The organism is Paraburkholderia sp. BGA-UO-ETr-F21 (assembly GCF_059567925.1).
This window is the reverse complement of record NZ_JCAQOY010000040.1, coordinates 1098310-1120275: the sequence shown is the minus strand read 5'-3', so window position 1 is coordinate 1120275 and position 21966 is coordinate 1098310. Positions and strand designations below refer to the sequence as shown.

Annotated in this window: 18 protein-coding genes; 5 read left to right on the top strand and 13 right to left on the bottom strand. The window is 64.6% G+C overall.

What is annotated here, in order from left to right; translation table 11 throughout:
• Positions 1-110: 110 nt before the first annotated feature.
• From ftsB to AC57B1_RS37375, 10 genes are all read right to left on the bottom strand, one after another.
• On the bottom strand, positions 111-545 hold the full coding sequence (gene ftsB, locus AC57B1_RS37420) for a cell division protein FtsB (RefSeq protein ID WP_091792905.1): 435 nt from the start codon (positions 543-545) through the stop codon (positions 111-113).
• 107 nt (positions 546-652) lie between these two features.
• Positions 653-1936 (bottom strand): phosphopyruvate hydratase, encoded by a 1284-nt coding sequence (gene eno / locus AC57B1_RS37415; protein WP_054038196.1) that lies wholly within the window; start codon positions 1934-1936, stop codon positions 653-655.
• A 165-nt stretch (positions 1937-2101) separates the two neighbouring features.
• Positions 2102-2956 carry a 3-deoxy-8-phosphooctulonate synthase gene (gene kdsA, locus AC57B1_RS37410; protein ID WP_091792904.1) on the bottom strand — a complete coding sequence of 285 codons (855 nt, stop codon included), beginning with the start codon at positions 2954-2956 and terminating at the stop codon, positions 2102-2104.
• Positions 2953-4626, bottom strand: coding sequence for a CTP synthase (gene pyrG, locus AC57B1_RS37405; protein ID WP_091792903.1), 1674 nt, complete (start codon positions 4624-4626; stop codon positions 2953-2955). The genes kdsA and pyrG overlap by 4 nt, the downstream gene beginning before the upstream one ends.
• 174 nt (positions 4627-4800) lie before the next feature.
• A complete protein-coding gene (locus AC57B1_RS37400; RefSeq protein WP_091792902.1) occupies positions 4801-5604 on the bottom strand; it encodes an alpha/beta fold hydrolase in 804 nt (267 codons plus the stop codon).
• A gap of 143 nt (positions 5605-5747) precedes the next feature.
• Complete coding sequence (locus AC57B1_RS37395; RefSeq protein WP_496420198.1) at positions 5748-8513, bottom strand: DNA internalization-related competence protein ComEC/Rec2; 2766 nt, start codon at positions 8511-8513, stop codon at positions 5748-5750.
• A gap of 110 nt (positions 8514-8623) precedes the next feature.
• The gene (locus AC57B1_RS37390) at positions 8624-9412 is read right to left on the bottom strand and encodes a TatD family hydrolase (RefSeq protein ID WP_496420197.1); all 789 of its coding nucleotides are present in this window, start codon (positions 9410-9412) and stop codon (positions 8624-8626) included.
• Positions 9413-9458: 46 nt separating this feature from the next.
• Entirely contained in the window at positions 9459-10202 is a 744-nt protein-coding gene (lolD, locus tag AC57B1_RS37385) for a lipoprotein-releasing ABC transporter ATP-binding protein LolD (protein WP_408347745.1), read from the bottom strand.
• Positions 10195-11448 (bottom strand): lipoprotein-releasing ABC transporter permease subunit, encoded by a 1254-nt coding sequence (locus AC57B1_RS37380; protein ID WP_408185440.1) that lies wholly within the window; start codon positions 11446-11448, stop codon positions 10195-10197. Before AC57B1_RS37380 ends, lolD begins: the two co-directional genes overlap by 8 nt.
• Before the next feature lie 313 nt (positions 11449-11761).
• A complete protein-coding gene (locus AC57B1_RS37375; RefSeq protein ID WP_496420196.1) occupies positions 11762-12007 on the bottom strand; it encodes a hypothetical protein in 246 nt (81 codons plus the stop codon).
• Between the two features lie 169 nt (positions 12008-12176).
• Here AC57B1_RS37375 and AC57B1_RS37370 point away from each other — a divergent pair, with 169 nt between their 5' ends.
• The 5 genes from AC57B1_RS37370 (at position 12177) to AC57B1_RS37350 (ending at position 19165) form a co-directional block, all read left to right on the top strand.
• Positions 12177-13355: a regulator gene (locus AC57B1_RS37370; RefSeq protein ID WP_496420195.1), complete on the top strand. Its 1179-nt coding sequence runs from the start codon at positions 12177-12179 to the stop codon at positions 13353-13355.
• A 40-nt stretch (positions 13356-13395) separates the two neighbouring features.
• Positions 13396-15102: a single-stranded-DNA-specific exonuclease RecJ gene (gene recJ, locus AC57B1_RS37365; protein ID WP_496420194.1), complete on the top strand. Its 1707-nt coding sequence runs from the start codon at positions 13396-13398 to the stop codon at positions 15100-15102.
• 231 nt (positions 15103-15333) lie between these two features.
• A protein-coding gene (gene prfB, locus AC57B1_RS37360; RefSeq protein WP_143048276.1) for a peptide chain release factor 2 occupies positions 15334-16438 on the top strand; the annotation gives its coding sequence in 2 pieces (ribosomal slippage) (positions 15334-15414 and positions 15416-16438; 1104 coding nt in all).
• A gap of 159 nt (positions 16439-16597) precedes the next feature.
• Entirely contained in the window at positions 16598-18139 is a 1542-nt protein-coding gene (gene lysS, locus AC57B1_RS37355) for a lysine--tRNA ligase (RefSeq protein ID WP_408347734.1), read from the top strand.
• A gap of 294 nt (positions 18140-18433) precedes the next feature.
• Complete coding sequence (locus AC57B1_RS37350) at positions 18434-19165, top strand: glycine zipper 2TM domain-containing protein (protein ID WP_496420193.1); 732 nt, start codon at positions 18434-18436, stop codon at positions 19163-19165.
• 122 nt (positions 19166-19287) lie between these two features.
• Here the strand turns inward: AC57B1_RS37350 and iscX are convergent, their stop codons facing one another.
• The 3 genes from iscX to hscA all read right to left on the bottom strand — a co-directional run bounded on the left by iscX (position 19288) and on the right by hscA (position 21873).
• Positions 19288-19485 carry a Fe-S cluster assembly protein IscX gene (iscX, locus tag AC57B1_RS37345; protein WP_007181290.1) on the bottom strand — a complete coding sequence of 66 codons (198 nt, stop codon included), beginning with the start codon at positions 19483-19485 and terminating at the stop codon, positions 19288-19290.
• A 15-nt stretch (positions 19486-19500) separates the two neighbouring features.
• Positions 19501-19842, bottom strand: coding sequence for an ISC system 2Fe-2S type ferredoxin (gene fdx, locus AC57B1_RS37340; RefSeq protein ID WP_091792893.1), 342 nt, complete (start codon positions 19840-19842; stop codon positions 19501-19503).
• 159 nt (positions 19843-20001) lie between these two features.
• Positions 20002-21873: a Fe-S protein assembly chaperone HscA gene (hscA, locus tag AC57B1_RS37335; protein ID WP_496420192.1), complete on the bottom strand. Its 1872-nt coding sequence runs from the start codon at positions 21871-21873 to the stop codon at positions 20002-20004.
• Positions 21874-21966 lie beyond the last annotated feature (93 nt).

Sequence of the window (21966 nt, the reverse complement as noted above, 5' to 3'; positions counted from 1 at the left end):
CCCACGCGCCGCGAGAATCCGACCGGACGAGCGAGCTTAAAGAAAAAGGCACGGTTCTCGCCGTGCCTTTTTTACGTCTTTCGTATTGAGCCCTTGAGCCCCAACGAAGCTCAGTGCGCAGGCTTCTTCTCGTTCGCAGCACCTTTGCCGCCGTGCTTGCGATCCGGCTTCGCGCGCGATTCCGGATTCGGCACCACATGCAGCGGCGCCGCCGACATCTCACCGCGCGTGGACGTGGTCACCGATGGCGTGTTCGCCGTCGGCAACGGCGCATTCGGCGATACGAACTGCACGAACACTTCGCCGTCCTTCACCATGCCCATTTCATAGCGCGCCCGCTCTTCGACCGCGGCCGTGCCGTTCTGCAAATCCTGTACTTCACCTTGAATGCGCTCGTTACGTAGCTTCGAGTCGGCATTCTTTTGTACCTGCTGCGCCAGTTGCTGCTGCAACTCGTGGACGCGCAGCCAGCCGCCATGCCCCCACCAGAGCGGGTACTGGATCAGCGCCAGTAGAACGATCAGGACAGCAGTGACAAGCCGCATGAAGTAAGCACAATAAATACACGCCGCCCTGCGCTATACGCAGGGCGGCGGGGTCAATCAGAAACGAAGGATGACCGGCTCATCGGTCAGCGCCAGCACAACAGCCATTAGCGCAGATTGTAGAACGCCGACTTGCCCGGATAGCTGGCGATATCACCGAGGTCTTCTTCGATGCGCAGCAACTGGTTGTACTTCGAGATGCGGTCCGAGCGCGACAGCGAACCCGTCTTGATCTGACCGGCGTTCAGGCCGACGGCGATATCCGCAATCGTCGAATCCTCGGTTTCGCCCGAGCGGTGCGAGATCACGGCCGTGTAGCCCGCGCGCTTGGCCATTTCGATCGCCGCGAAGGTTTCCGTCAGCGTGCCGATCTGGTTGATCTTGATCAGGATCGAGTTGGCGATGCCCTTCTCGATGCCTTCCTTCAGGATGCGCGTGTTGGTGACGAACAGGTCGTCGCCCACGAGCTGGACCTTCTTGCCGAGCTTGTCGGTCAGAATCTTCCAGCCGGCCCAGTCACTTTCGTGCATGCCGTCTTCGATCGAGACGATCGGGAATTTGTCGGCCAGGTTCGCGAGGTAATCCGCGAATTCCGTCGACGACAGTTGCAGGCCTTCGCCAGCCAGCTGGTACTTGCCGTCGTGGTAGAACTCGCTCGCTGCGCAGTCGAGCGCGAGCAGCACGTCTTCACCGGCGCGGTAGCCTGCTTTCTCGATGGCTTGCAGGATGGTCGACAGGCATTCGTCGTTGCTGCCGAAGTTCGGTGCGAAGCCGCCTTCGTCGCCCACTGCCGTGCTCATGCCGCGATCCGACAGGATCTTCTTCAGCGCGTGGAACACCTCGGCGCCGCAGCGCAGTGCTTCGCGGAAGGTCGGCTGGCTGACCGGCACGATCATGAATTCCTGGATGTCCAGGCTGTTGTTGGCGTGCGCGCCGCCGTTGACGATGTTCATCATCGGCACCGGCAGTTGCATCGCGCCCGAGCCGCCGAAGTAGCGGTACAGCGGCAGGCCGGCTTCTTCAGCAGCGGCTTTGGCGACGGCCATCGAGACAGCCAGCATTGCGTTCGCGCCGAGGCGCGACTTGTTGTCGGTGCCGTCGAGTTCCAGCAGCGTCTTGTCGAGGAACGCCTGCTCGGAAGCGTCCAGACCCATGATCGCTTCGGAGATTTCGGTGTTGATGTGCTCGACGGCCTTCAGCACGCCCTTGCCGCCGTAACGGCCGGCTTCGCCGTCGCGCAGTTCGATCGCTTCGCGCGAACCCGTCGACGCACCCGACGGCACCGCAGCGCGGCCCATCGTGCCCGACTCGAGCAGCACGTCGCATTCGACGGTGGGGTTGCCTCGCGAATCGAGAATCTCTCGACCGATGATATCTACGATAGCACTCATGGTTTCCTCAAGAAATGACGTTGAATTCTTTACTGTGACACTGTATCTGGCGCAGACCGGTCTCCCCGGCAAACTGCTTGCGCGCCGATACGTTCGACGACCATTGTGTGCATTCGCCGCGTGCCGATTGTGCAATCCGATCGTGACACGCGGTGAATGCCTGAATCAGTTGAAATCGCTTTCGAGGAACGGCGCGCGCTTGACGGCCTGATCGAGCGTAACCAGCGTCTCGAGCAGATCGGCCATGCGATGAAGCGGCACCGCGTTCGGACCGTCCGATTTGGCTTCGGCCGGATTCGGGTGAGTCTCCATGAAGAGTCCCGACACGCCCACCGCCACCGCAGCACGCGCCAGCACCGGCACGAACTCACGCTGGCCACCCGAGCTCGTGCCCTGCCCGCCCGGCAACTGCACCGAGTGGGTGGCGTCGAACACGACCGGCGCGTTGGTTTCGCGCATGATCGCGAGCGAGCGCATGTCCGACACGAGATTGTTATAGCCAAACGACACGCCGCGCTCACACGCCATGAAACGGTCTTCCGACAGACCCGCTTCACGCGCCGCATCACGCGCCTTGTCGATCACGTTCTTCATGTCGTGCGGTGCGAGAAACTGGCCCTTCTTGATGTTGACCGGTTTGCCCGAACGCGCGCAAGCGTGGATGAAGTCCGTTTGACGGCACAGGAAAGCCGGCGTTTGCAGCACGTCGACCACCGAGGCGACCTGCTCGATCTCGTGCTCGGCGTGAACATCGGTCAGCACGGGCAGACCGAGTTGACGCTTCACTTCGGACAGGATGCGCAAACCTTCGTCCATGCCCAGACCGCGGAACGACTTGCCGCTGCTGCGGTTGGCCTTGTCGTACGACGATTTGTAGATGAACGGAATATTCAGCTTCGCGCAGATTTCCTTCAGCCGGCCGGCTGTGTCGATCGTCATCTGTTCGGATTCGACGACACAGGTGCCTGCGATCAGGAAAAACGGCTTGTCGAGCCCGATTTCGAAATCGCCCAGTTTCATGCTTTCTCCCCGACTGCGGTCGCCGTGCTTGCCTCGTGGTGCGCGAGCGCTGCTTCGACGAACGACTTGAACAACGGATGGCCGTCACGCGGCGTGGACGTGAATTCCGGGTGGAACTGCACGCCGACGAACCACGGGTGCATGCTGCGCGGCAATTCCATCATTTCGGGCAGATCTTCACTCGGGGTACGGGCGCTGATGATAAGGCCGCCCGCTTCGAGTTGGGGCACGAAGCGGTTATTGACTTCATAACGGTGGCGATGGCGCTCGTTCACGTCCTTGCCATAAATCTCTTCGGCCATCGTGCCGGGTTTGATCGGGCAGCGTTGCGAGCCGAGGCGCATCGTGCCGCCCAGATCCGACTCTTCCGTGCGCTTCTCGACGCGGCCTTCGCGGTCGTACCATTCGGTGATCAGCGCGACCACGCGGTTCGGCGTTTCCTGATCGAACTCGGTGCTGTTCGCGTCTTTCAGACCCACCACGTCGCGGGCGAATTCGATCACGGCGAGCTGCATGCCGAGGCAGATGCCGAGATACGGCACCTTCGCTTCACGCGCATAACGGATCGCGGCGATCTTGCCTTCGGTGCCACGACGGCCGAAGCCGCCCGGCACGAGGACCGCGTCCAGATGCTTGAGGCTTTCGACGCCTTGCGTCTCGATTTCTTCCGAGTCGATGTATTCGATGTTGACCTTGGTCGACGTATGCATCGACGCATGGCGCAGCGCTTCGATCAGCGACTTGTACGACTCGGTCAGATCGACATACTTGCCGACCATGCCGATCGTGACTTCATTCTTCGGATGCTGCAGCTTCTCGACCAGATCGGACCACATGGACAGATCGGCCGGCTTCGGCGTGAGCTTGAGCTCTTCGCAGATGATCGCGTCGAGGCCCTGATCGTGCAGCATCTGCGGAATCTTGTAGATGCTGTCCGCGTCCCACACGGAGATCACGGCGTCTTCCGGCACGTTCGAGAACATGGAGATCTTCGCGCGCTCGTCGTCCGGAATGCGGCGGTCGGCACGGCACAGCAGCACGTGCGGCGAGATACCGATTTCGCGCAGCTTCTGCACGCTGTGCTGCGTGGGCTTGGTCTTCAGTTCGCCGGCCGTGGCAACCCAAGGCACCAGCGTGAGGTGCACGAAGCACGCGCTGTTGCGGCCCATGCGCAGGCTCATCTGACGCGCGGCCTCGAGGAACGGCAGCGATTCGATATCGCCCACGGTGCCGCCCACTTCGACGATGGCGACGTCCGGCTCACCGCACGTTGCGGAAGCCGCACCGCGTTCGATGAACGCCTGGATTTCGTTCGTGATGTGCGGGATGACCTGCACCGTCTTGCCGAGATAATCGCCGCGGCGTTCCTTGCGGATCACCGATTCGTAAATCTGGCCCGTGGTGAAGTTATTGGCCTTGCGCATCTTCGTGCTGATGAAGCGCTCATAGTGGCCGAGGTCGAGGTCGGTCTCCGCTCCGTCTTCCGTCACGAACACTTCGCCGTGTTGAAACGGGCTCATCGTGCCGGGGTCGACATTGATGTAGGGATCGAGCTTGAGGAGGGTGACTTTAAGACCGCGCGATTCGAGGATCGCGGCGAGGGAAGCGGCGGCAATACCCTTGCCGAGGGAAGATACTACGCCGCCGGTGACGAAAACATATTTGGTCATCGCTGGATGCTCGCGGGAAAAACGGATTATACCGTAAAGCAGGGTCTCAACCCAGCAAAATCCGAGCGATGTCTGCGCACGCATATGCCACCGCGGCGGCCGTCGCCGCAGGTCGATCATGCACCGTTTTTTGCGGCGCGGGCGCGGCGGCCATGCGCCGCACTCAACGCGGCGTCAGGCGCGCCGCTCCAGTTCATGCAACATGCGTTGCACCGCGCGCGCGGTTTCGAGCGGTTTTTCCATCGGGTACAGATGACTGCCCTCGATCCATTCCACATGACCGCCGGTCGCGCGGCGGGTGGCCGCGAGACCGGCCTGGCGAATTTCCTTCGAACGCGTGCCGGCGATGAAACCTACCGGCACCGGTGCGCCCCGGGCGAGCCGCGAGCCGAGCGTATGCGGCAAGGTTCTATAGATCTGATACTCGGTGCGGCGATCGAACGCCAGCGAACGCGAGCCGTCCGGCGAAGTTTGCGGAATCCCGAAGTCGATGTAGTCGGAGAGCATGCGCTCATCCCAGCGCGCGAATGCCGGCTTCGAATGGAAATGCCGCCACGCTTCGTCGCGGCTCGCCCACTGGGTGCGGCGCGTACGGGTGGCGGCCGCGGGCGAGAGACGCTCGTCGAGGCCGGTCCATTGCGACACCCGCAGCATGCTGCTGCGCCAGCCGGCGATCACCGGCGAATCGAGCATCACGACCCCTCTCACCCACTGCGGCTTTTTCAGCGCGGCCATCAGCGACAGATAGCCGCCGAGCGAATGTCCCACCAGCCACACCGGGTGTTCGTACGTTCTGCCGATGTCGTCGAGCAACTGCTCGACCAGATGCGGCCAGTCCTGCGTCACCGGAAAGCGCGCGTCGTGACCGATCCGCTCGATGGAGCGCAGTTCGTAGTCGTCGGCGAGTTCGGCGAAGATCGTCCGGTAGGTCGACGCCGGAAAGCCGTTCGCGTGCGAGAAGTGGATGATGTTTTTCAACTGCGGCTATCTCCGTTCTGTTTTTTGCGGGCGGGGGCTTCCGTGCGCGCTTGCGCGCAGGCACTCTGCCCAGCAGCGCGCTTCTTGTGCGGTCCTGCTGCGTTCATCCATCCATGCCGGCCGGCATTTCGCCGACAAGCCTGCTAGCGGTCCATCCAGTAGCGGCGCTGCGTGTCGCGATAACGCTCGAGCGTGAGCCCGGCACTTTCGCTCGTGGCGCGAGGATTCGACCCGGCGCCCGGGTTCACCTCGACCCGCACCGCACCGTCCGTATCGCTGCGGCCAAGTTCGATCTGCCGTGCCTTGTAGCGCTCGAACACACCCGCATGCGGATGATGAAAACGGTTGCGATAGCCTACCTGAAATAGCGCGACGAGCGGGTCGATAGAGTCGAGGAACGGCTCGGTCGACGAGGTCTTGCTGCCGTGATGCGGCACGACCAGCACCTGCGCCTGCAATGCGCCGCGGTCACGCGCGAGCAGAACACGTTCGACCGGCGCCTCGATGTCCGCTGTGAGCAGGGCGGTCATGACCGGCGGCGTTGCTTGAACGCTTTGAACGGTTTGAACGCCCGCGGTCGGCTGGCCGGTGGCGGGCGGCAATGTGCTGACCCGCAGCACGCAGCAATGCGCGTTCGGCTTGCCTTGCAGCGGACCGGCGTCGGGCCAGAGCATCGTGAACTCGACGCCGTCCCACTGCCAGCGCTGCCCCGCCGCGCAGGGCAGCGTGTCGGCGCCGTGCCGGCGCGCGTTCGACCACAGCGTATTCGACGGCGCCAACGCCGCCACCATTTGATGCACCTCGATCGCGTCGAGAACGGCGGGCGCGCCGCCCGAATGATCGGAATCGGCGTGGCTGACGATCAGCGTATCGAGTGCGTTCACACCGTGCGCCTGCAAGAACGGCACGACCACCCGCTCGCCCGCGTGAGTCGACTCCGGTCCCGGGCCCGTATCGAACAGCAACGTGTGACGCGCCGTTTCCACCAGCACGGACGTACCTTGACCGACGTCCAGCGCCGTGAGGCGGAAGCTGCCGTGCGGTGGCCCGGACGGCGCCGGCATGACGAGCGGCAGCCACGTCAGCGGTGCGGCCCAGCGCAACGGCCAGCCGCGCGGCGCGAGACACCAGAGCACGCCGAGCGCGGCGGCGGCCAGCGTCCACGCATCCGGTTGCGGCAGGCGCCAGAGCGCCCAGGCGGGACCCGACAGCCGCTGCAAGCCCGCAGCCAGGCATTCCAGCAAAGCATGCGCGACATGCCACGCGTAGACGTCGAGCGGTGCGGGCAGCGCGACGCCCGCCAGTACCGACGGCGTCACCAGCAGGCTCACCCACGGAATCGCGAATGCATTCGCGAGCGGACCGATCAGCGGAATCTGCGCGAACCAGTAAACGGTGAGCGGCGCGAGCGCGACTGTCACGGCGAACTGCACCTGCGCCGCACTGCGCAGTCTTTCGCCGGCGCCGCGCACGCGGCGCGGCAATCCGGCACGCAGCCTCGATAGCCAGGACGGTGCCTCACCGTTCTCGTTCGCATCGTCGTGGTGCTGTTCGTGGTCCTGCACTTGCGGGCGTCCCGACATGGCGAACAGGATCGCCGCGACCGCGCAGAAGGACAACCAGAATCCCGCCGACACGACCGCCCAGGGATCGATCAGCAGCACGAGCCCCAATGCCCATGCAAGCACCGCGGATCGCGCCACATTGCGCCCGCTGACGAACGCGAGCGCGACCACAGCCGCCATCCATAGCGCGCGCTGCGCCGGCACATTGAAGCCGGCCAACGCGGCGTGCAGCGCGGCGAACAGCGCACCGCCCGTCATCGCGACGACTTGTGCGGGCAGCCGCAAGGGCCAGTCGCGGCCGATCCAGCCGGTGCGCCGCCACAGCGCTCCCGCGAGCCAGCCCGCGAGGCCCGCGACGAAGCCAATGTGCAGTCCCGAAATCGCCACGAGATGACTCGTCCCCGTGCCGCGCATCAGCAGCCAGTCCGCGGCGCTGACTTCGTCCTGCGCGCCGATGGCGAGCGCCACGACGATCCCGCGGTGGGGCGCATCCCCGAGCACCGCGAGGATCCGCGCGCGCAGCGCCGCTCGCCAGCGGTCCACCGTCACGCCGATCCCGCGTGCGTGGCCACCCAATCGCACCGCGCGAGCCGGCGCGCTCACGTAGCCGGTGGCCCGCACGTTGCGGGCGAGCAGATTGGCCTCGGCATCCCGCACGCCGAAGTTGGCGTTGCCATGCGGACGTTTGAGCCGGACGGTCAACTGCCAGCGTGCGCCGGGTTCGAGGATCGGCGGCGGCGCATCTTCGGCAATCCACGATAGCTGGATCACACGCGGGAAATTGGCAATAGGCGCGTCGGCCGATTCGACGTCGAATAGAAAACGCGCGCCGTTTTCGTCGCGTGACGGCAAGCCTTTGATCGTGCCGGAGACTTCGATATCGCGGCCTTCCCATGCAGTCGGCAAGCTCACCGCGAGGCGCATCTCCGCGCGCAGGGCGGCGTAGCCGAAGCCCGCGCACAACGCGGCGCACCACAGGGCGCCCCAACCGGCGACTGAACGCAGGCGCGGGGTAAAGCGGACGCGAGTTATGAGTGAAGCGAGCTTCGCGGCGCGAGCGTACGCGCCAAACGTAGGCGCGGCGGTTGGCGGCGGCGACGACGCCGACGCCGACGCCGACGCCGGAGCTAAACACTCCTTCGCGCCAGCAGCCAAACCGGCTGCCGCACCCACCGCCCCATGCCCCTCCACCAACCCCTCAGCCCCGCCCAACCCCCACACCGCCACGACAACCGCAGCGCACACGACCATCACCAGCCCGCACATCGCCACCCAATCCGGCAGCGCCGCCTGCCGCTGCAGCCAGACCACTCCCAACGCAAACCCGCACCACCATGCCCGCATCCGCCCTCCGCCAGCAGACGCCGGACGACACAACGCCTACGCGCGGGCGTCAACGAACCCGCCGGACGTGGGTGTCGCCCGGCGCGAACCACTCAGACCATCGAGTTCAATTATGCAGAGGAAAGTGCGAGCCGCGGCAGCGCGGCGAGCGCGTTAGCCGTTGTGCCTAGGGCTGCTTCATCGGCTGTCATGCCGCGCAGTTCCGCGAGGCCCGCGCCGATCGCTGGAATCTGCTCCGGCGAGTTGCGCTGCTTGTAGATCCAGGCCGGCGCGATGTCCGGCGCATCGGTCTCGACGACCAGTGCGTCGAACGGCAACTGTTCGGCGAGGCGGCGGATTTGCCGCGCCCGCTCGAACGTCAGATTGCCGCCGAAACCGAGATGCATGCCCTGGTCGATATACGCCTGAGCCTGCTGAAAACTGCCGTTGAATGCATGCGCAATGCCGCGATGAATCTGATGCCGCCGGAGTCCCTTGATCACCTGATCCTGCGATTTGCGCACATGGCAGATCACCGGCAGATCGAATTCGCGTGCGAGTTGCAATTGAGCGTTGTAGAAGAACTGCTGGCGCGCGTCGTCGAGACCGTCGACGAAATAATCCAGCCCGATCTCACCGATACCGACAAACAGCGGATCGTCGAGACTCGCCTCGATTTCCATGCGCAACAAATCAAGATCGCTCTCTTGCGCCGACGGCGTGAACAACGGATGGATGCCGAGCGCATACGCGCCGCCGGCGACCCGGTGCGCCAGTTCGCGCACCCTGGCGAAATTCTCGCGTCCGATCGCCGGAATCACGATCCGCCCCACGCCCGCGCGCTGCGCCGCCGCCGCGACCTGCGCGCGGTCGGCGTCGAATTCCGAAGCATCGAGATGACAGTGCGTATCGATCCACATGGCGTGCCTCGCTAACGGCTCAGCCCAGGCTCCCGGTGTCCGGCAATCAGACCGGCACCACCGGCTCTTCGTGCAGCACGCCGTCGCGCAGCCGCATGATGCGGTCACAACGCCCCGCCAGTTCCGGATCGTGAGTGACGATCACGAAGCTCGTTTCAAGCGTTTGCGACAGTTCGAGCATCAGGTTGAACACGGTGTCGGCGGTGCCGCCGTCGAGATTGCCGGTCGGTTCGTCGGCCAGCACGCAGGCGGGCTTCGTCACCAACGCGCGCGCAATCGCGACACGCTGACGCTCGCCGCCCGACAACTCGCCCGGACGATGCTTCGCGCGATGCCCCATACCGACGCGCTCCAGCACCGCGAGCGCTTCGCGGCGCGACGCTTCGGTGGACATGCGGCGGATTCGCAGCGGCATCGCGACGTTATCGAGCGCGGAAAACTCGGGCAGCAGGTGATGGAACTGATACACGAATCCCAGCGCGCGGTTACGCAGGTCGTTGCGCTCGCGCTCGGAGAGCTTGGTGAACGGTTTGCCCATGACGGAGACATGCCCGGCGCTCGGGTCGTCGAGGCCGCCGAGCACATGCAGCAGCGTGCTCTTGCCGGACCCCGACGCGCCGACGATCGCCAGCTTCTCGCCGCGCCGCACGTTCAGTTCCGCGTTGTTGAGCACCGTCACGTTCAGACCGCCCTGCACGAACGACTTGGAAATGCCGGTCGCTTCCAGCACATAGGGATGCAGCACGGTATCTGAAGAAGCCATGGATAGAGTAGCGGAACGGTCATTCATAGCGCAGTGCCTCCGCGGGACGGACTTTCGCACCACGCCAGCTCGGGTACAAGGTTGCCAGCGCCGACATCACGAAGGCGATGATGCCGATCCGCGCGACGTCGGCCGGAATCAGTTCGGACGGCAATTCGCTGATGAAATACACCGACGGCGGCAGGAACTGCACGCCGAGCATGTGCTCGATCATGGGCACGAGCCACGGAATGCTCCACGCGATCAGGCAACCGAGCGCGACGCCGGTGGCCGTGCCGATAAAACCGATCGTTACGCCCTGCACCACGAAGATCTTCATGATCGAGCCTGGCTGCGCGCCGAGCGTGCGCAGAATCGCGATGTCGGCCTGCTTGTTGGTCACCGTCATGACGAGCGACGAGACCAGATTGAACGCCGCCACCGCGATGATCAGCGTGAGGATGATGAACATCATGCGTTTTTCGATCTGTACCGCCGAGAACCAGGTCTTGTTCTGCTGCGTCCAGTCGCGAATGTACAGATCACCGGACAGCGTGCGCGCGAGCTGATGCGCGACTTCCGGCGCTCGCTGCATGTCGGTCAGCCGCAGCCGCACGCCGGTCGGCGCGGGCAGCCGGAACAGCGCCTGCGCGTCCTTGATGTTGATCAGCGCGAGCGTGCTGTCGTATTCGTAATGCCCCGACTCGAAGATGCCGACCACCGTGAACTGCTTGAGCCGTGGCAGCATGCCGGCGGGCGTGATCGTGCCTTCCGGCGCGACCAGCGTGATCTTGTCGTTGACCGTGACGCCGAGACTGGTGGCGAGATCGGCGCCGAGCACGATGCCGAAATCGCCCGGCACCAGCGCGTTCAGACTGCCGCCTTTCATCTCCTTGCCGATATCGGACACCTGCGGCTCGAGCGACGGCTCGACGCCGCGCAGCGCCACCCCGCTCACCGCGTCCTGACGCGTGAGCAGCGCCTGCGCTTCGACATACGGCGCCGCGCCGATCACTTCCTTGTTCTGGCGGGCTTCCTGGGCGGTCAACTGCCAGTTGGGCATCGACCCGGTCGGCGAGAAAATTTCCACGTGCGCAAGCACCGACAACATCCGGTCGCGCACCTCTTTCTGAAAACCGTTCATCACGGACAACACGACGATCAGCGCCGCGACGCCGAGCGCGATGCCCGACATCGAGACGAGCGCGATGAAGGAAATGAAGCCGTTGCCGGTCGTGCGTTTGCCGGCGCGGGTGTAGCGCCAGCCAATCTGCCATTCGTAGGGAAATTTCAAGCGAATCCTTTTCTGCGTTTCTTCGGCTTTGTGCCGCGCACGAAGGCGTGAAGCGCCTGCCGTGCGGCCCGAGCGTCGTGATTATTGGTGTCGTTGCGCAGCGGATGGTTCCGGCATGACGCGCCATGCCCATAGCAATGGGCGCGCCACCCCGATCCGCGGCGGTCTGGAAGACGCCCGCCGCCGCTGGCACCGCGACTGCCACCACCAATCAAGCGCGAAGTTTGCCATACAATGCCGCCGACTCGCGCAAAGGCAGTCTGCAGCGGCGCGCAGGCGCAATGGCCGGCCGCGAAACGCACAACTATTCCACCTACCGCAGGTTGTAACGCCCGCGCAGTTCATTGATGATGTCCGCTGCGGCGCTGTTGGCCGCCTCGCGCACGTCGGCGTCCTTGCGGTCGCGGTGCAGATGGCTGATATCCCAGTTGCAGCCGGTCTCGTCGTCCACGGTTTCGTGAAAACCGGTTGGAATCCAGCCGGCCGTGGCCGGATTGGCATCGAGCGCCTTGACGACCAGCGCCAGCAGTTCCTGTTCGGTTTTGAGTTCACGCGACATGACGGTCTCCATCGTCGTCTGCGCGGTGCCGCCGCGCGCGGCTGTTGCTCCACGCTTCAGGCCCGGGTCTGACCAGGCCAGGCTGATACGGCGGCGAACGCATGGCCCGCCGCCGCGGCTTCAGCAAGCGGGAGCTGATGGACGGAATACTCGCACTCTTTGCCCTACAATGCGCAGCATCATGCTCGCCAACCGCCTCCATCTTCTCCTGCCCTTCGCGCTGCCCGCCGCAGCGGACGCCGCAACCGCCCTTCACGATATCCGCAGTCCCGCCCTCGACCGGCTGATTTCACGCGCGACGCTGGTGGAGCGCGTGATCGGCGAAGACTTTCAGCGCACGCTGCCGCACGAGCGCTGGGTAGCGCGCCAGTTCGGCGCGCTGCCGAGCGGCGCGGCCGCCGCCGACGAAGCGCCGCTCGCGCCCTACATGCTGCGCGCCGACGGCGGTGAACCCGGCAACGCGACATGGGCCTGCGTGCAGCCGGTGCATGTGCGCATCGCGCACGACCATCTGGTGCTCATCGATCCGGCCTCGCTCGATCTGTCCGATGCGGAAGCCGGCGCCCTGCTCGCGGTCGCGCGGCCGCTGATCGAGGAACTCGGCGTGCGTATCGAAGCGCCGCGGCCCGCGCGCTGGTATCTGTCGGGCGAAGGGTTCGGCACGTTGGCTGGCGCGTCGCCGTTGCGCGCGAGCGGGCGCAACATTGAAATCTGGCTGCCGCACGAGGCGCATTCCGGCGAGCGTTCGCGCGCCTGGATGAAGCTGCAGAACGAAGTGCAAATGGCATGGTTCGAACATCCGGTCAATGAAGCGCGCGAAGCGCGCGGCCTGCCGGCCGTCAACTCGATCTGGTTTCACGCGCAAGGCGCGGCGCAACCGGTGCGCAGCCCGTTTGCACGGGTGTTCTCCGACGCCGCCGCCACACGTGGCCTCGCGATGACCTCGGGCGTCGCGGCGGCTGCGCCGCCGGCGTCGTTTGCGGCGCTGCGGGCGGCGGGCGCGACGCGCGGCGCTGTGGATAACGCGCTGCGTGGCACGTCGGGCGGCGCGCCAGCGCTCAACGCCAACTCGAATGCAAACACGAACACGAGCGGCTCCACGCTGGTCGAACTCGATCCGTTCTCCGCGGCCTACATCGAGCAGGACTGGGCGCGCTGGAACGACGCCTTCGCCGCCTTGCAAACAGACTGGTTCGAACCGGCGCTCGCCGCGCTGCAATCCGGCGAGCTCGGCGAACTCGGCCTGACCCTGTGCGGCGACACCGGCTCGGTGACGCTCTCCGTTACGCGCGGCGATCTGCGCAAATTCTGGCGGCGGCGCGTGCTCGCCTCGCTGTTCATCGAATGAATGATCGAATGACCCAACGAATGATCCACGGCCTTTCCGAATGACTCGAATCGTTACGCGCGCCTGCTCTCCCGTCGACGCTGAAATTCTCACCCGCCACGGCCTGCATCCGGTGCTCGCGCGCCTCTACGCGGCGCGCGGTGTGTGCATGCCCGACGAGATCGAAACGGGCCTCGCCCGGCTCGTGCCGCCGGTCGCGCTCAAAGGCTGCGAAGACGCCGCCGCCTTGCTCGCCGACGCGATCCAGAACCAGCGTCGCATGCTGGTGGTCGCCGACTACGACTGCGACGGCGCTACCGCCTGCGCGGTCGCCGTGCGCGGCCTGCGCATGTTCGGCGGCCGGATCGACTACCTGGTGCCGAACCGTTTCGAATACGGCTACGGCCTGACGCCGGAGATCGTCGCGCTGGCGGCGCGCAATCCGTCGGGCAAACCGGACTTGCTGATCACGGTGGATAACGGCATCGCCAGCGTGGACGGCGTGGAAGCGGCCAACGCGCTCGGCATCGACGTGCTGGTCACGGATCACCACCTGCCCGGCGACGAACTGCCGCCCGCCCGCGCGATCGTCAATCCGAACCAGCCGGGCTGCACGTTTCCGAGCAAGTGCATTGCGGGCGTCGGCGTGATGTTTTATGTGCTGCTCGCGTTGCGCGCGGAATTGCGCCGCCGTGGCGCGTTCAACGATAACTTCCCCGAACCGCGCCTCGACGGTCTGCTCGATCTGGTCGCGCTCGGCACGGTCGCGGACGTGGTCAAGCTCGACGGCAATAACCGCGTGCTGGTCGCGCAAGGGTTACAGCGCATCCGCAAAGGCAAGATGCAGCCGGGCATCGCCGCGCTCTTTCGCGCGGCCGCGCGCGACGCCCGCAGCGCGTCGGGGTTCGACCTCGGCTTCGCGCTCGGGCCGCGCCTGAATGCGGCGGGCCGCCTGTCGGACATGTCGCTCGGAATCGAATGCCTGACGACCGACGACATCGGCCGCGCCTGGGACCTCGCGCAGCAACTCGACACGATGAACCGCGAGCGCCGCGAAATCGAAGCCGGCATGCAGCAACAGGCGCTCGACGACCTCTCGGCGATCGACCCGGACGGCAGGACCACCATCACGCTCTTCAATCCCGACTGGCACCAGGGCGTGATCGGCATCGTCGCAGGACGGCTGAAGGAGAAATTCCACCGGCCCTCTTTCACTTTCGCGCTCGCCGACGACAGCGGCCAGACCGTCAAAGGCTCGGGCCGCTCCATTGCGGGCTTCCATCTGCGCGACGCGCTCGACCTGATCTCGAAGCGCGAGCCGGGCCTGATCGTCAAATTCGGCGGCCACGCCATGGCCGCGGGCCTTACGCTCGCCGCCGCGGACGTGCCGCGCTTCACCACCGCGTTCGAAGCGGTCGGCCGCGAATGGCTGTCCGAAGAGGCGCTCTCGCGCACGGTGGAAACCGACGGCGAGCTCGAAGACGCGTACTTCACGCCGCAATTCGTCGAAATGCTCGACGCCGCCGTGTGGGGTCAAGGCTTTCCGGCGCCCGTGTTTTCGGGCGAATTCGATATCGCGTCCCAGGCGCTGGTGAAGGACAAGCACCTGAAACTGCAACTCGTGCGCGGCCGCCAGCGCTTCAACGCGATCTGGTTCAACCACACGGACACCCTGCCCGCCCGCACCACGGTCGCCTACCGTCTCGCGAGCGATACGTGGAACGGCGTATCGCGCGTGCAGTTGATCGTCGAGCACGCGGCGAGTTGAGGCTACGGACTGCAGGTGGCGCGGAAGAAAAGAGACCGAAGGCGAGGTGGCGACCTGACGCGGCGAGTTGAAGCTCGCGCAGCGCGCCGGTGTCCGGTGTCCGGCGTCCTGAAAACGTCGAAAATCTCCACAAAATCAATCCCAAACACGCGCCGGATCGCTCAAGAGCCTCCGGCGCGGCGCGCCGATCGGCTATAATTTCGTCTTTTTACGAAGCTATAAAAGATCGACATGGAAGCGGAACGTCTCAACGCGATCGAAGCCTCACTGGCGGACCTGCGCACTCGCGCGGACTCGCTACGGGGGTATCTTTGACTACGACGACAAAGCACTGCGTCTAATCGAAGTCAACCGGGAACTCGAAGACCCGGACGTCTGGAACGACTCGAAGCACGCCCAGGCCCTCGGCCGGGAAAAGAAGCTGCTCGACGACACGGTGGGCAAGCTCACGTCGCTCGATAACGACCTGCGCGACGCGCAGGACCTGTTCGACATGGCCCGCGAAGAAGACGACGAGGAAACCCTCCTCGCCTGCGAAGCCGACGCGCAAGGCATCGAACAGCGCGTGGCCGACATGGAATTCCGCCGCATGTTCGCGAACCCGGCCGATCCGAACAACGCGTTCCTGGACATCCAGGCCGGCGCCGGCGGCACCGAGGCGTGCGACTGGGCGTCCATGCTGCTGCGCCAGTATCTGCGCTACTGCGAGCGTAAGGGCTTCAAGACCGAAGTGCTGGAACAGACCGACGGCGACGTCGCAGGCATCAAGAACGCCACGATCAAGATCGAAGGCGAATACGCGTACGGCTTTCTGCGCACCGAAACCGGCGTGCACCGCCTCGTGCGCAAGTCGCCGTTCGACTCGTCGGGCGGCCGTCACACGTCGTTCTCCTCGGTGTTCGTGTACCCGGAAATCGACGACTCGATCGAAGTGGACATCAATCCGGCCGATCTGCGGATCGACACGTACCGCGCGTCCGGCGCGGGCGGTCAGCACATCAACAAGACCGACTCCGCGGTGCGTATTACGCACATGCCGTCGGGCATCGTCGTGCAGTGTCAGAACGACCGTTCGCAGCACCGCAACCGTGCCGAAGCCATGGCCATGCTGAAATCGCGCCTGTACGAAGCGGAAATCCGCAAGCGTCAGGAAGAGCAGGACAAGCTCGAAGCCGGCAAGACCGATGTGGGCTGGGGTCATCAGATCCGCTCGTACGTGCTGGACAACAGCCGTATCAAGGATCTGCGCACCAACGTCGAAATCAGCAACACGAAGAGTGTGCTCGACGGCGACCTCGATCCGTTCATCAGCGCCAGCCTGAAACAGGGCGTCTAAGCGCAATCGGCGCGGCCTGAAAAAGCCGCGCCGCATCTTCGCCGTCTTCTGCTGCTTCTTTCTGTTTCTTCGCTGTTTCTTTACACCGCCTGAGGTTTTTACTGACTGGCCACCCGCAAGCGCGCCACTCGCGTGCGGGCCACCGAATACCAAATCATCATGACCGAACCGACCCAGCCTAATGCGGCCCAGCAAAATGTCGTGCCCGAGGTGGACGACAACAAGATCATGACCGAGCGCCGCGAAAAGCTGCGCGAGTTGCGTGAGCAAGGCGTCGCCTATCCGAACGATTTCCGCCCCTCGCACCACGCCGAAGATCTGCAGTCGCAATACGAGCACGCCGACAAGGAAGCGCTCGAAGCGAATCCGCTCGAAGTCGCGATCGCCGGCCGCATGATGCTCAAACGCGTGATGGGCAAGGCAAGCTTTGCGACGGTGCGCGACGGTTCGGGTCAGATCCAGTTCTTCATTACGCCTGCCGACGTTGGCCAGGACACGTACGACGCCTTCAAGAAGTGGGACATGGGCGACATCGTCGCGGCGCGCGGCGTGCTGTTCCGCACCAACAAGGGCGAACTGTCGGTGCGCTGCACGGAACTGCGTCTGCTGTCGAAGTCGCTGCGTCCGCTGCCCGACAAGTTCCACGGTCTGGCCGACCAGGAAATGAAGTATCGCCAGCGCTATGTCGATCTGATCGTCACGCCGGAAACGCGCAAGACGTTCGTCGCGCGCACCAAGGCGATTTCGTCGATCCGCAAGTTCATGTCGGACGCCGACTTCATGGAAGTCGAAACGCCCATGCTGCACCCGATTCCGGGCGGCGCGGCGGCCAAGCCGTTCACCACGCACCACAACGCGCTCGACATGCAGATGTTCCTGCGTATCGCGCCGGAGCTGTATCTGAAGCGCCTCGTGGTCGGCGGCTTCGAGCGTGTGTTCGAGATCAACCGTAACTTCCGCAATGAGGGCGTGTCCGTGCGCCACAATCCGGAATTCACGATGATCGAGTTCTACGCCGCGTACACCGACTACAAGTGGCTGATGGATTTCACCGAGCAGCTGATCCGCCAGGCGGCGATCGACGCGCTGGGCACGGCTACCATCACGTATCAGGGCCGCGAACTCGATCTGGCGAAGCCGTTCCATCGCCTCACGATCACGCAAGCCATCCAGAAATACGCGCCGCAATACACGAACGAGCAACTCGCCGACAGCGCTTTCCTGCGCACCGAGCTGAAGAAGTTCGGCGTGGATGCGTCGCAGCCGCAGTTCCTGAACGCGGGCGTCGGTTCGCTGCAACTGGCGCTGTTCGAAGAAACCGCCGAGTCGCAATTGTGGGAGCCGACTTACATCATCGATTATCCGATCGAGGTGTCGCCGCTCGCGCGCGCGTCGGACAAGGTTGAAGGCATTACGGAGCGTTTCGAACTGTTTATCACCGGCCGTGAAATCGCCAATGGCTTCTCGGAACTGAACGATCCGGAAGACCAGGCAGCGCGCTTCAAGAAGCAGGTCGACCAGAAAGACGCCGGCGACGAAGAAGCGATGTTCTACGACGCGGACTATATTCGCGCGCTGGAATACGGCATGCCGCCGGCCGGCGGTTGCGGCATCGGCATCGACCGCCTTGTCATGATGCTGACCGACAGCCCGAGCATCCGCGATGTGATTCTGTTCCCGCATCTGCGCCGCGAAGACTGATCGCCGCGCGGTCGAAGTTGCGGTTGAACACACCCCAAGCGCCCGGCATGAGCCGGGCGTTTTTCTTGCTGCTCCGAAGACGTGTGGCGGCTCGCCGCAAGTTTGTAACCATCGGTAAAAACTGCCCACCCTGCCGGGCCAGGCTGTATGGGATCACCATTCGAGCACGTGCCTCCAACGCGGCGCCGTCAGGATGATTGCCCGGAAATCGTTACAAATTGAAACCCTTGCGGAATCGATTTGTCAGACACTTTGCCTTACTAAAAGTCGACTCTGCTAAAGACGGAGGCCAAAATGGACAATCCCAACACGCAACCCACCACGCAATCCCAACAGCCTGCGCAACAACGCCGGATACACCCGCTGGTCGCGACCGCTGCCGGTGCGGTGATCATCGCGAGCCTGGCCGCCACGGCGGCCGTTACGGGCCTGTTTCCGAAAGCGTCCAGCAACGGCACGCAAAACGATCAAACTCAGGCGGCGCAAGTCTCTACGCAAGGCACACAGCCGGGCGTAGTCGATTCGGCAGCGCCCGCCAACCCCACGGCGCAGCAGGCTGCCCAACAGCAGGCGGCTCAGCAACCGCAGCCGGCACCCACCCCCACGCCCGCCCAGCAGCAGCAATACGCGCAGCAGCAACAGGCTCGACCGGCACCTGATTACGCCCAGCAACAGCCCGCACAACCGGCCTACTGCTCGACATGCGGCACGGTCGAAGCCATCTCGGCGGTACGTCAGGAAGGTCATGGCACGGGTATCGGTGCAGTCGGCGGCGCGGTAGCCGGCGGCGTGGTCGGCAATCAGTTCGGCAGTGGCAACGGCCGCACCGCGATGACCGTTCTCGGCGCGCTCGGTGGCGGCCTTGCCGGCAACTCGGTCGAAAAACATATCCGCAGCACCACGTCGTACTCGGTGCGCGTGCGGATGGAAAGCGGCAAGACGCGTTACTTCACCTACCATGAAGCGCCGCCGTTCCAGCAGGGTCAGCGCGTTCGTGTTGAGAACGGCACACTCGTGGCAAGCTAGACACCCACTGAATACGTTTTCGATAGACGCAAAAAAGGCGATTCCAATGGAATCGCCTTTTTCTTTGCCGCAACCGGAGGCGCGAGCAGAAAGCCGGCCGGCGCCGGAAAACTCAGTGACGCTCAGTAATCCGCGTCTTCAATCCATGCAGCCTGAATCGCCTCGAGGATCTTTTCGTTCGAACGGTTAGGATCGTCGTCGAATCCTTCCAGTTCGGTAACCCAACGGTGCAAGTCGGTGAAGCGCACCTGTTGCGGATCGATGTCCTGGTGCTTGTCAGTCAGGGCCATCGCGATGTCTTGCGTATCGGTCCACTTCATGGCTGCATCCTCCTGTTAGTGGTTTTCCTTCGCGTGATTGATCGAGTAGCGAGGGATTTCGACAACCAGATCCTGCTCGGCCGGCACCATGGCCTGGCATGACAGGCGCGAGGTCGGTTCGAGCCCCCATGCCTTGTCCAACAGATCGTCCTCGTCTTCCTCGGATGGCGTCAAGGCGGCGAAACCCTCACGCACGATCACATGGCAGGTCGTGCAGGCGCACGACTTCTCGCACGCGTGCTCGATTTCAATGCCGTGCTCGAGCAGGCTGTCGCAAATGCTCTTGCCGGGCACGGCATCGATCACCGCGCCTTCCGGGCACAGTTCGACGTGAGGCAGCACAACGATTTGAGGCATACATTTTCCGTTTGGGTCTGAGGCACGGCGGCCTCAAACAGGCTCCGTACCATTTTACTGGCGACGCGAGGACTTTTTAAGTCCACGCGGCGCGATTCGAATTTTTGCAGCGGCGGACAAAGCAGGCCGCGTACCGCTGCAGCAAGGCTCAGCTCTCGCTCAGATCTCGTCGAGCTTGCGGCCGGCAAGCGCGCGGCGAATGCCCTTGTTCATGCGGCGGGCGGCGAATTCGTCGGTGCCTTCAGCGAGGGTTTTCGTGGCGGCTTCGATTGCATCCACGTCGTCGCTCTGCGCGACATTGCGCAATGCATCGAGCAGCGTGTCGAGTTCGGCGCGCTCGCTGTCGTCGAGGAGCTCCGCGTCGGCGGCGAGCGCCGCGTCGGTGGCTTCCACGAGACGCCGCGCTTCGACTTGCGCTTCGCGCAGCGCCCGTGCCCGCATGTCGACCTCGGCGGTCGAGAAGCTCTCTTCGAGCATTTTCGCGATGTCGTCGTCGGCGAGACCGTAGGACGGCTTGACTACCACCGACGCTTCCACCCCCGAGCCCTGCTCACGTGCGAACACGGACAGCAGGCCGTCGGCGTCCACCTGGTAGGTCACGCGAATGCGCGCGGCGCCCGCGGCCATCGGCGGAATGCCGCGCAGCTCGAAACGCGCGAGCGAGCGGCAGTCGCTGACGAGTTCGCGCTCGCCCTGCACGACGTGGATCGCCATGGCCGTCTGGCCGTCCTTGAAGGTCGTGAAGTCCTGCGCGCGGGCGACCGGAATCGTCGAATTGCGCGGGATGATCTTCTCGGTCAGCCCCCCCATCGTCTCGACGCCGAGCGACAGCGGAATCACGTCGAGCAGGAGCCACTCGTCGCCGTCCGCGCCGCGGTTGCCCGCGAGCAGGTCGGCCTGGATCGCCGCGCCGAGCGCGACGACCTGATCCGGATCGAGATTGATCAGCGGCGGCTGGCCGAAGAACGACTCGACCGCGCGGCGGATCACCGGCATGCGCGTCGCGCCGCCGACCAGCACCACGCCTTTGATGTCTTGCGTCGTGACCTTGGCGTCGCGCAGCGCCTTTTTCGTCGGGCCGAGCGTGCGCTGAACCAACGCCTGCGTGATGGCCTCGAAAGTGGCCTCGGCGATCGTCAGATCGACCCGGGTGCCGCTCGAGAGCGTGACCTGCAGCTTCGCATCCGGCGCGTCCGACAGCGCCTCCTTGGCCACACGCACGCTGTCCAGCAGCAGGCGGACGTCTTCGGGTGCGAGCGTTTGCGGCGCGATGCCCACCTGCTCCAACACATGGCGATACAGCGCGTGATCGAAATCGTCGCCGCCGAGCGCGGAATCGCCGCCCGCCGCGAGCACTTCGAACACGCCTTTGGTGAGCTTGAGAATCGACAGGTCGAAGGTGCCGCCGCCAAGGTCGTACACGGCGTACAGCCCCTCGGAACCGTTATCGAGGCCGTAGGCAATCGCGGCCGCCGTCGGTTCGTTCAGCAGGCGCAGCACATTCAGGCCGGCCAGACGCGCGGCGTCTTTGGTCGCCTGACGCTGGGCTTCGTCGAAGTAAGCCGGCACCGTAATGACCGCGCCGACGAGTTCATCGCCGAGCGTGTCCTCGGCGCGCTGGCGCAGCGTCGCGAGAATTTCGGCCGACACTTCGACGGGGCTCTTCACGCCGTCCACGGTGCGGATCTGCACCATGCCGGGTGCGTCGACGAAATCGTACGGCGCGTTTTCGGCGCCTTCCACTTCCGCCTTGCCACGGCCCATGAACCGCTTGACCGAAACGATGGTGTTGCGCGGATCGCTCGCCGCCTCGGCCTTGGCCGTACGGCCGATCCGGCGGCCGCCCTTTTCCAGGTAGCGCACCACCGACGGCAGCAGCGCATGGCCGTCTTCGTCGGGCAGCACGTCGGGCACGCCGCTGCGCACGGCGGCGACGAGGGAATTGGTGGTGCCGAGATCGATGCCGACCGCCAGACGCCGCTGGTGGGGTGCCGGCGCCATGCCGGGTTCGGAGATTTGCAGTAAGGCCATCTGGGTCTTCTCGGGGCCGCTCGGCCCCGTCCTGAATTTTCGCGTTGCTGGATATAAAGCTACGGCTCGGCTGGCGAACGTGGCCGCGCTCCC

Excerpts from the sequence above, each read along its gene's own strand:
- ftsB (WP_091792905.1), bottom strand. The coding sequence starts at position 545 with ATGCGGCTTGTCACTGCTGTCCTGATCGTTCTACTGGCGCTGATCCAG.
- eno (WP_054038196.1), bottom strand. The coding sequence starts at position 1,936 with ATGAGTGCTATCGTAGATATCATCGGTCGAGAGATTCTCGATTCGCGA.
- kdsA (WP_091792904.1), bottom strand. The coding sequence starts at position 2,956 with ATGAAACTGGGCGATTTCGAAATCGGGCTCGACAAGCCGTTTTTCCTG.
- pyrG (WP_091792903.1), bottom strand. The coding sequence starts at position 4,626 with ATGACCAAATATGTTTTCGTCACCGGCGGCGTAGTATCTTCCCTCGGC.
- AC57B1_RS37395 (WP_496420198.1), bottom strand. The coding sequence starts at position 8,513 with ATGCGGGCATGGTGGTGCGGGTTTGCGTTGGGAGTGGTCTGGCTGCAG.
- AC57B1_RS37390 (WP_496420197.1), bottom strand. The coding sequence starts at position 9,412 with ATGTGGATCGATACGCACTGTCATCTCGATGCTTCGGAATTCGACGCC.
- lolD (WP_408347745.1), bottom strand. The coding sequence starts at position 10,202 with ATGAATGACCGTTCCGCTACTCTATCCATGGCTTCTTCAGATACCGTG.
- AC57B1_RS37375 (WP_496420196.1), bottom strand. The coding sequence starts at position 12,007 with ATGTCGCGTGAACTCAAAACCGAACAGGAACTGCTGGCGCTGGTCGTC.
- AC57B1_RS37370 (WP_496420195.1), top strand. The coding sequence starts at position 12,177 with ATGCGCAGCATCATGCTCGCCAACCGCCTCCATCTTCTCCTGCCCTTC.
- recJ (WP_496420194.1), top strand. The coding sequence starts at position 13,396 with ATGACTCGAATCGTTACGCGCGCCTGCTCTCCCGTCGACGCTGAAATT.
- lysS (WP_408347734.1), top strand. The coding sequence starts at position 16,598 with ATGACCGAACCGACCCAGCCTAATGCGGCCCAGCAAAATGTCGTGCCC.
- AC57B1_RS37350 (WP_496420193.1), top strand. The coding sequence starts at position 18,434 with ATGGACAATCCCAACACGCAACCCACCACGCAATCCCAACAGCCTGCG.
- iscX (WP_007181290.1), bottom strand. The coding sequence starts at position 19,485 with ATGAAGTGGACCGATACGCAAGACATCGCGATGGCCCTGACTGACAAG.
- fdx (WP_091792893.1), bottom strand. The coding sequence starts at position 19,842 with ATGCCTCAAATCGTTGTGCTGCCTCACGTCGAACTGTGCCCGGAAGGC.
- hscA (WP_496420192.1), bottom strand. The coding sequence starts at position 21,873 with ATGGCCTTACTGCAAATCTCCGAACCCGGCATGGCGCCGGCACCCCAC.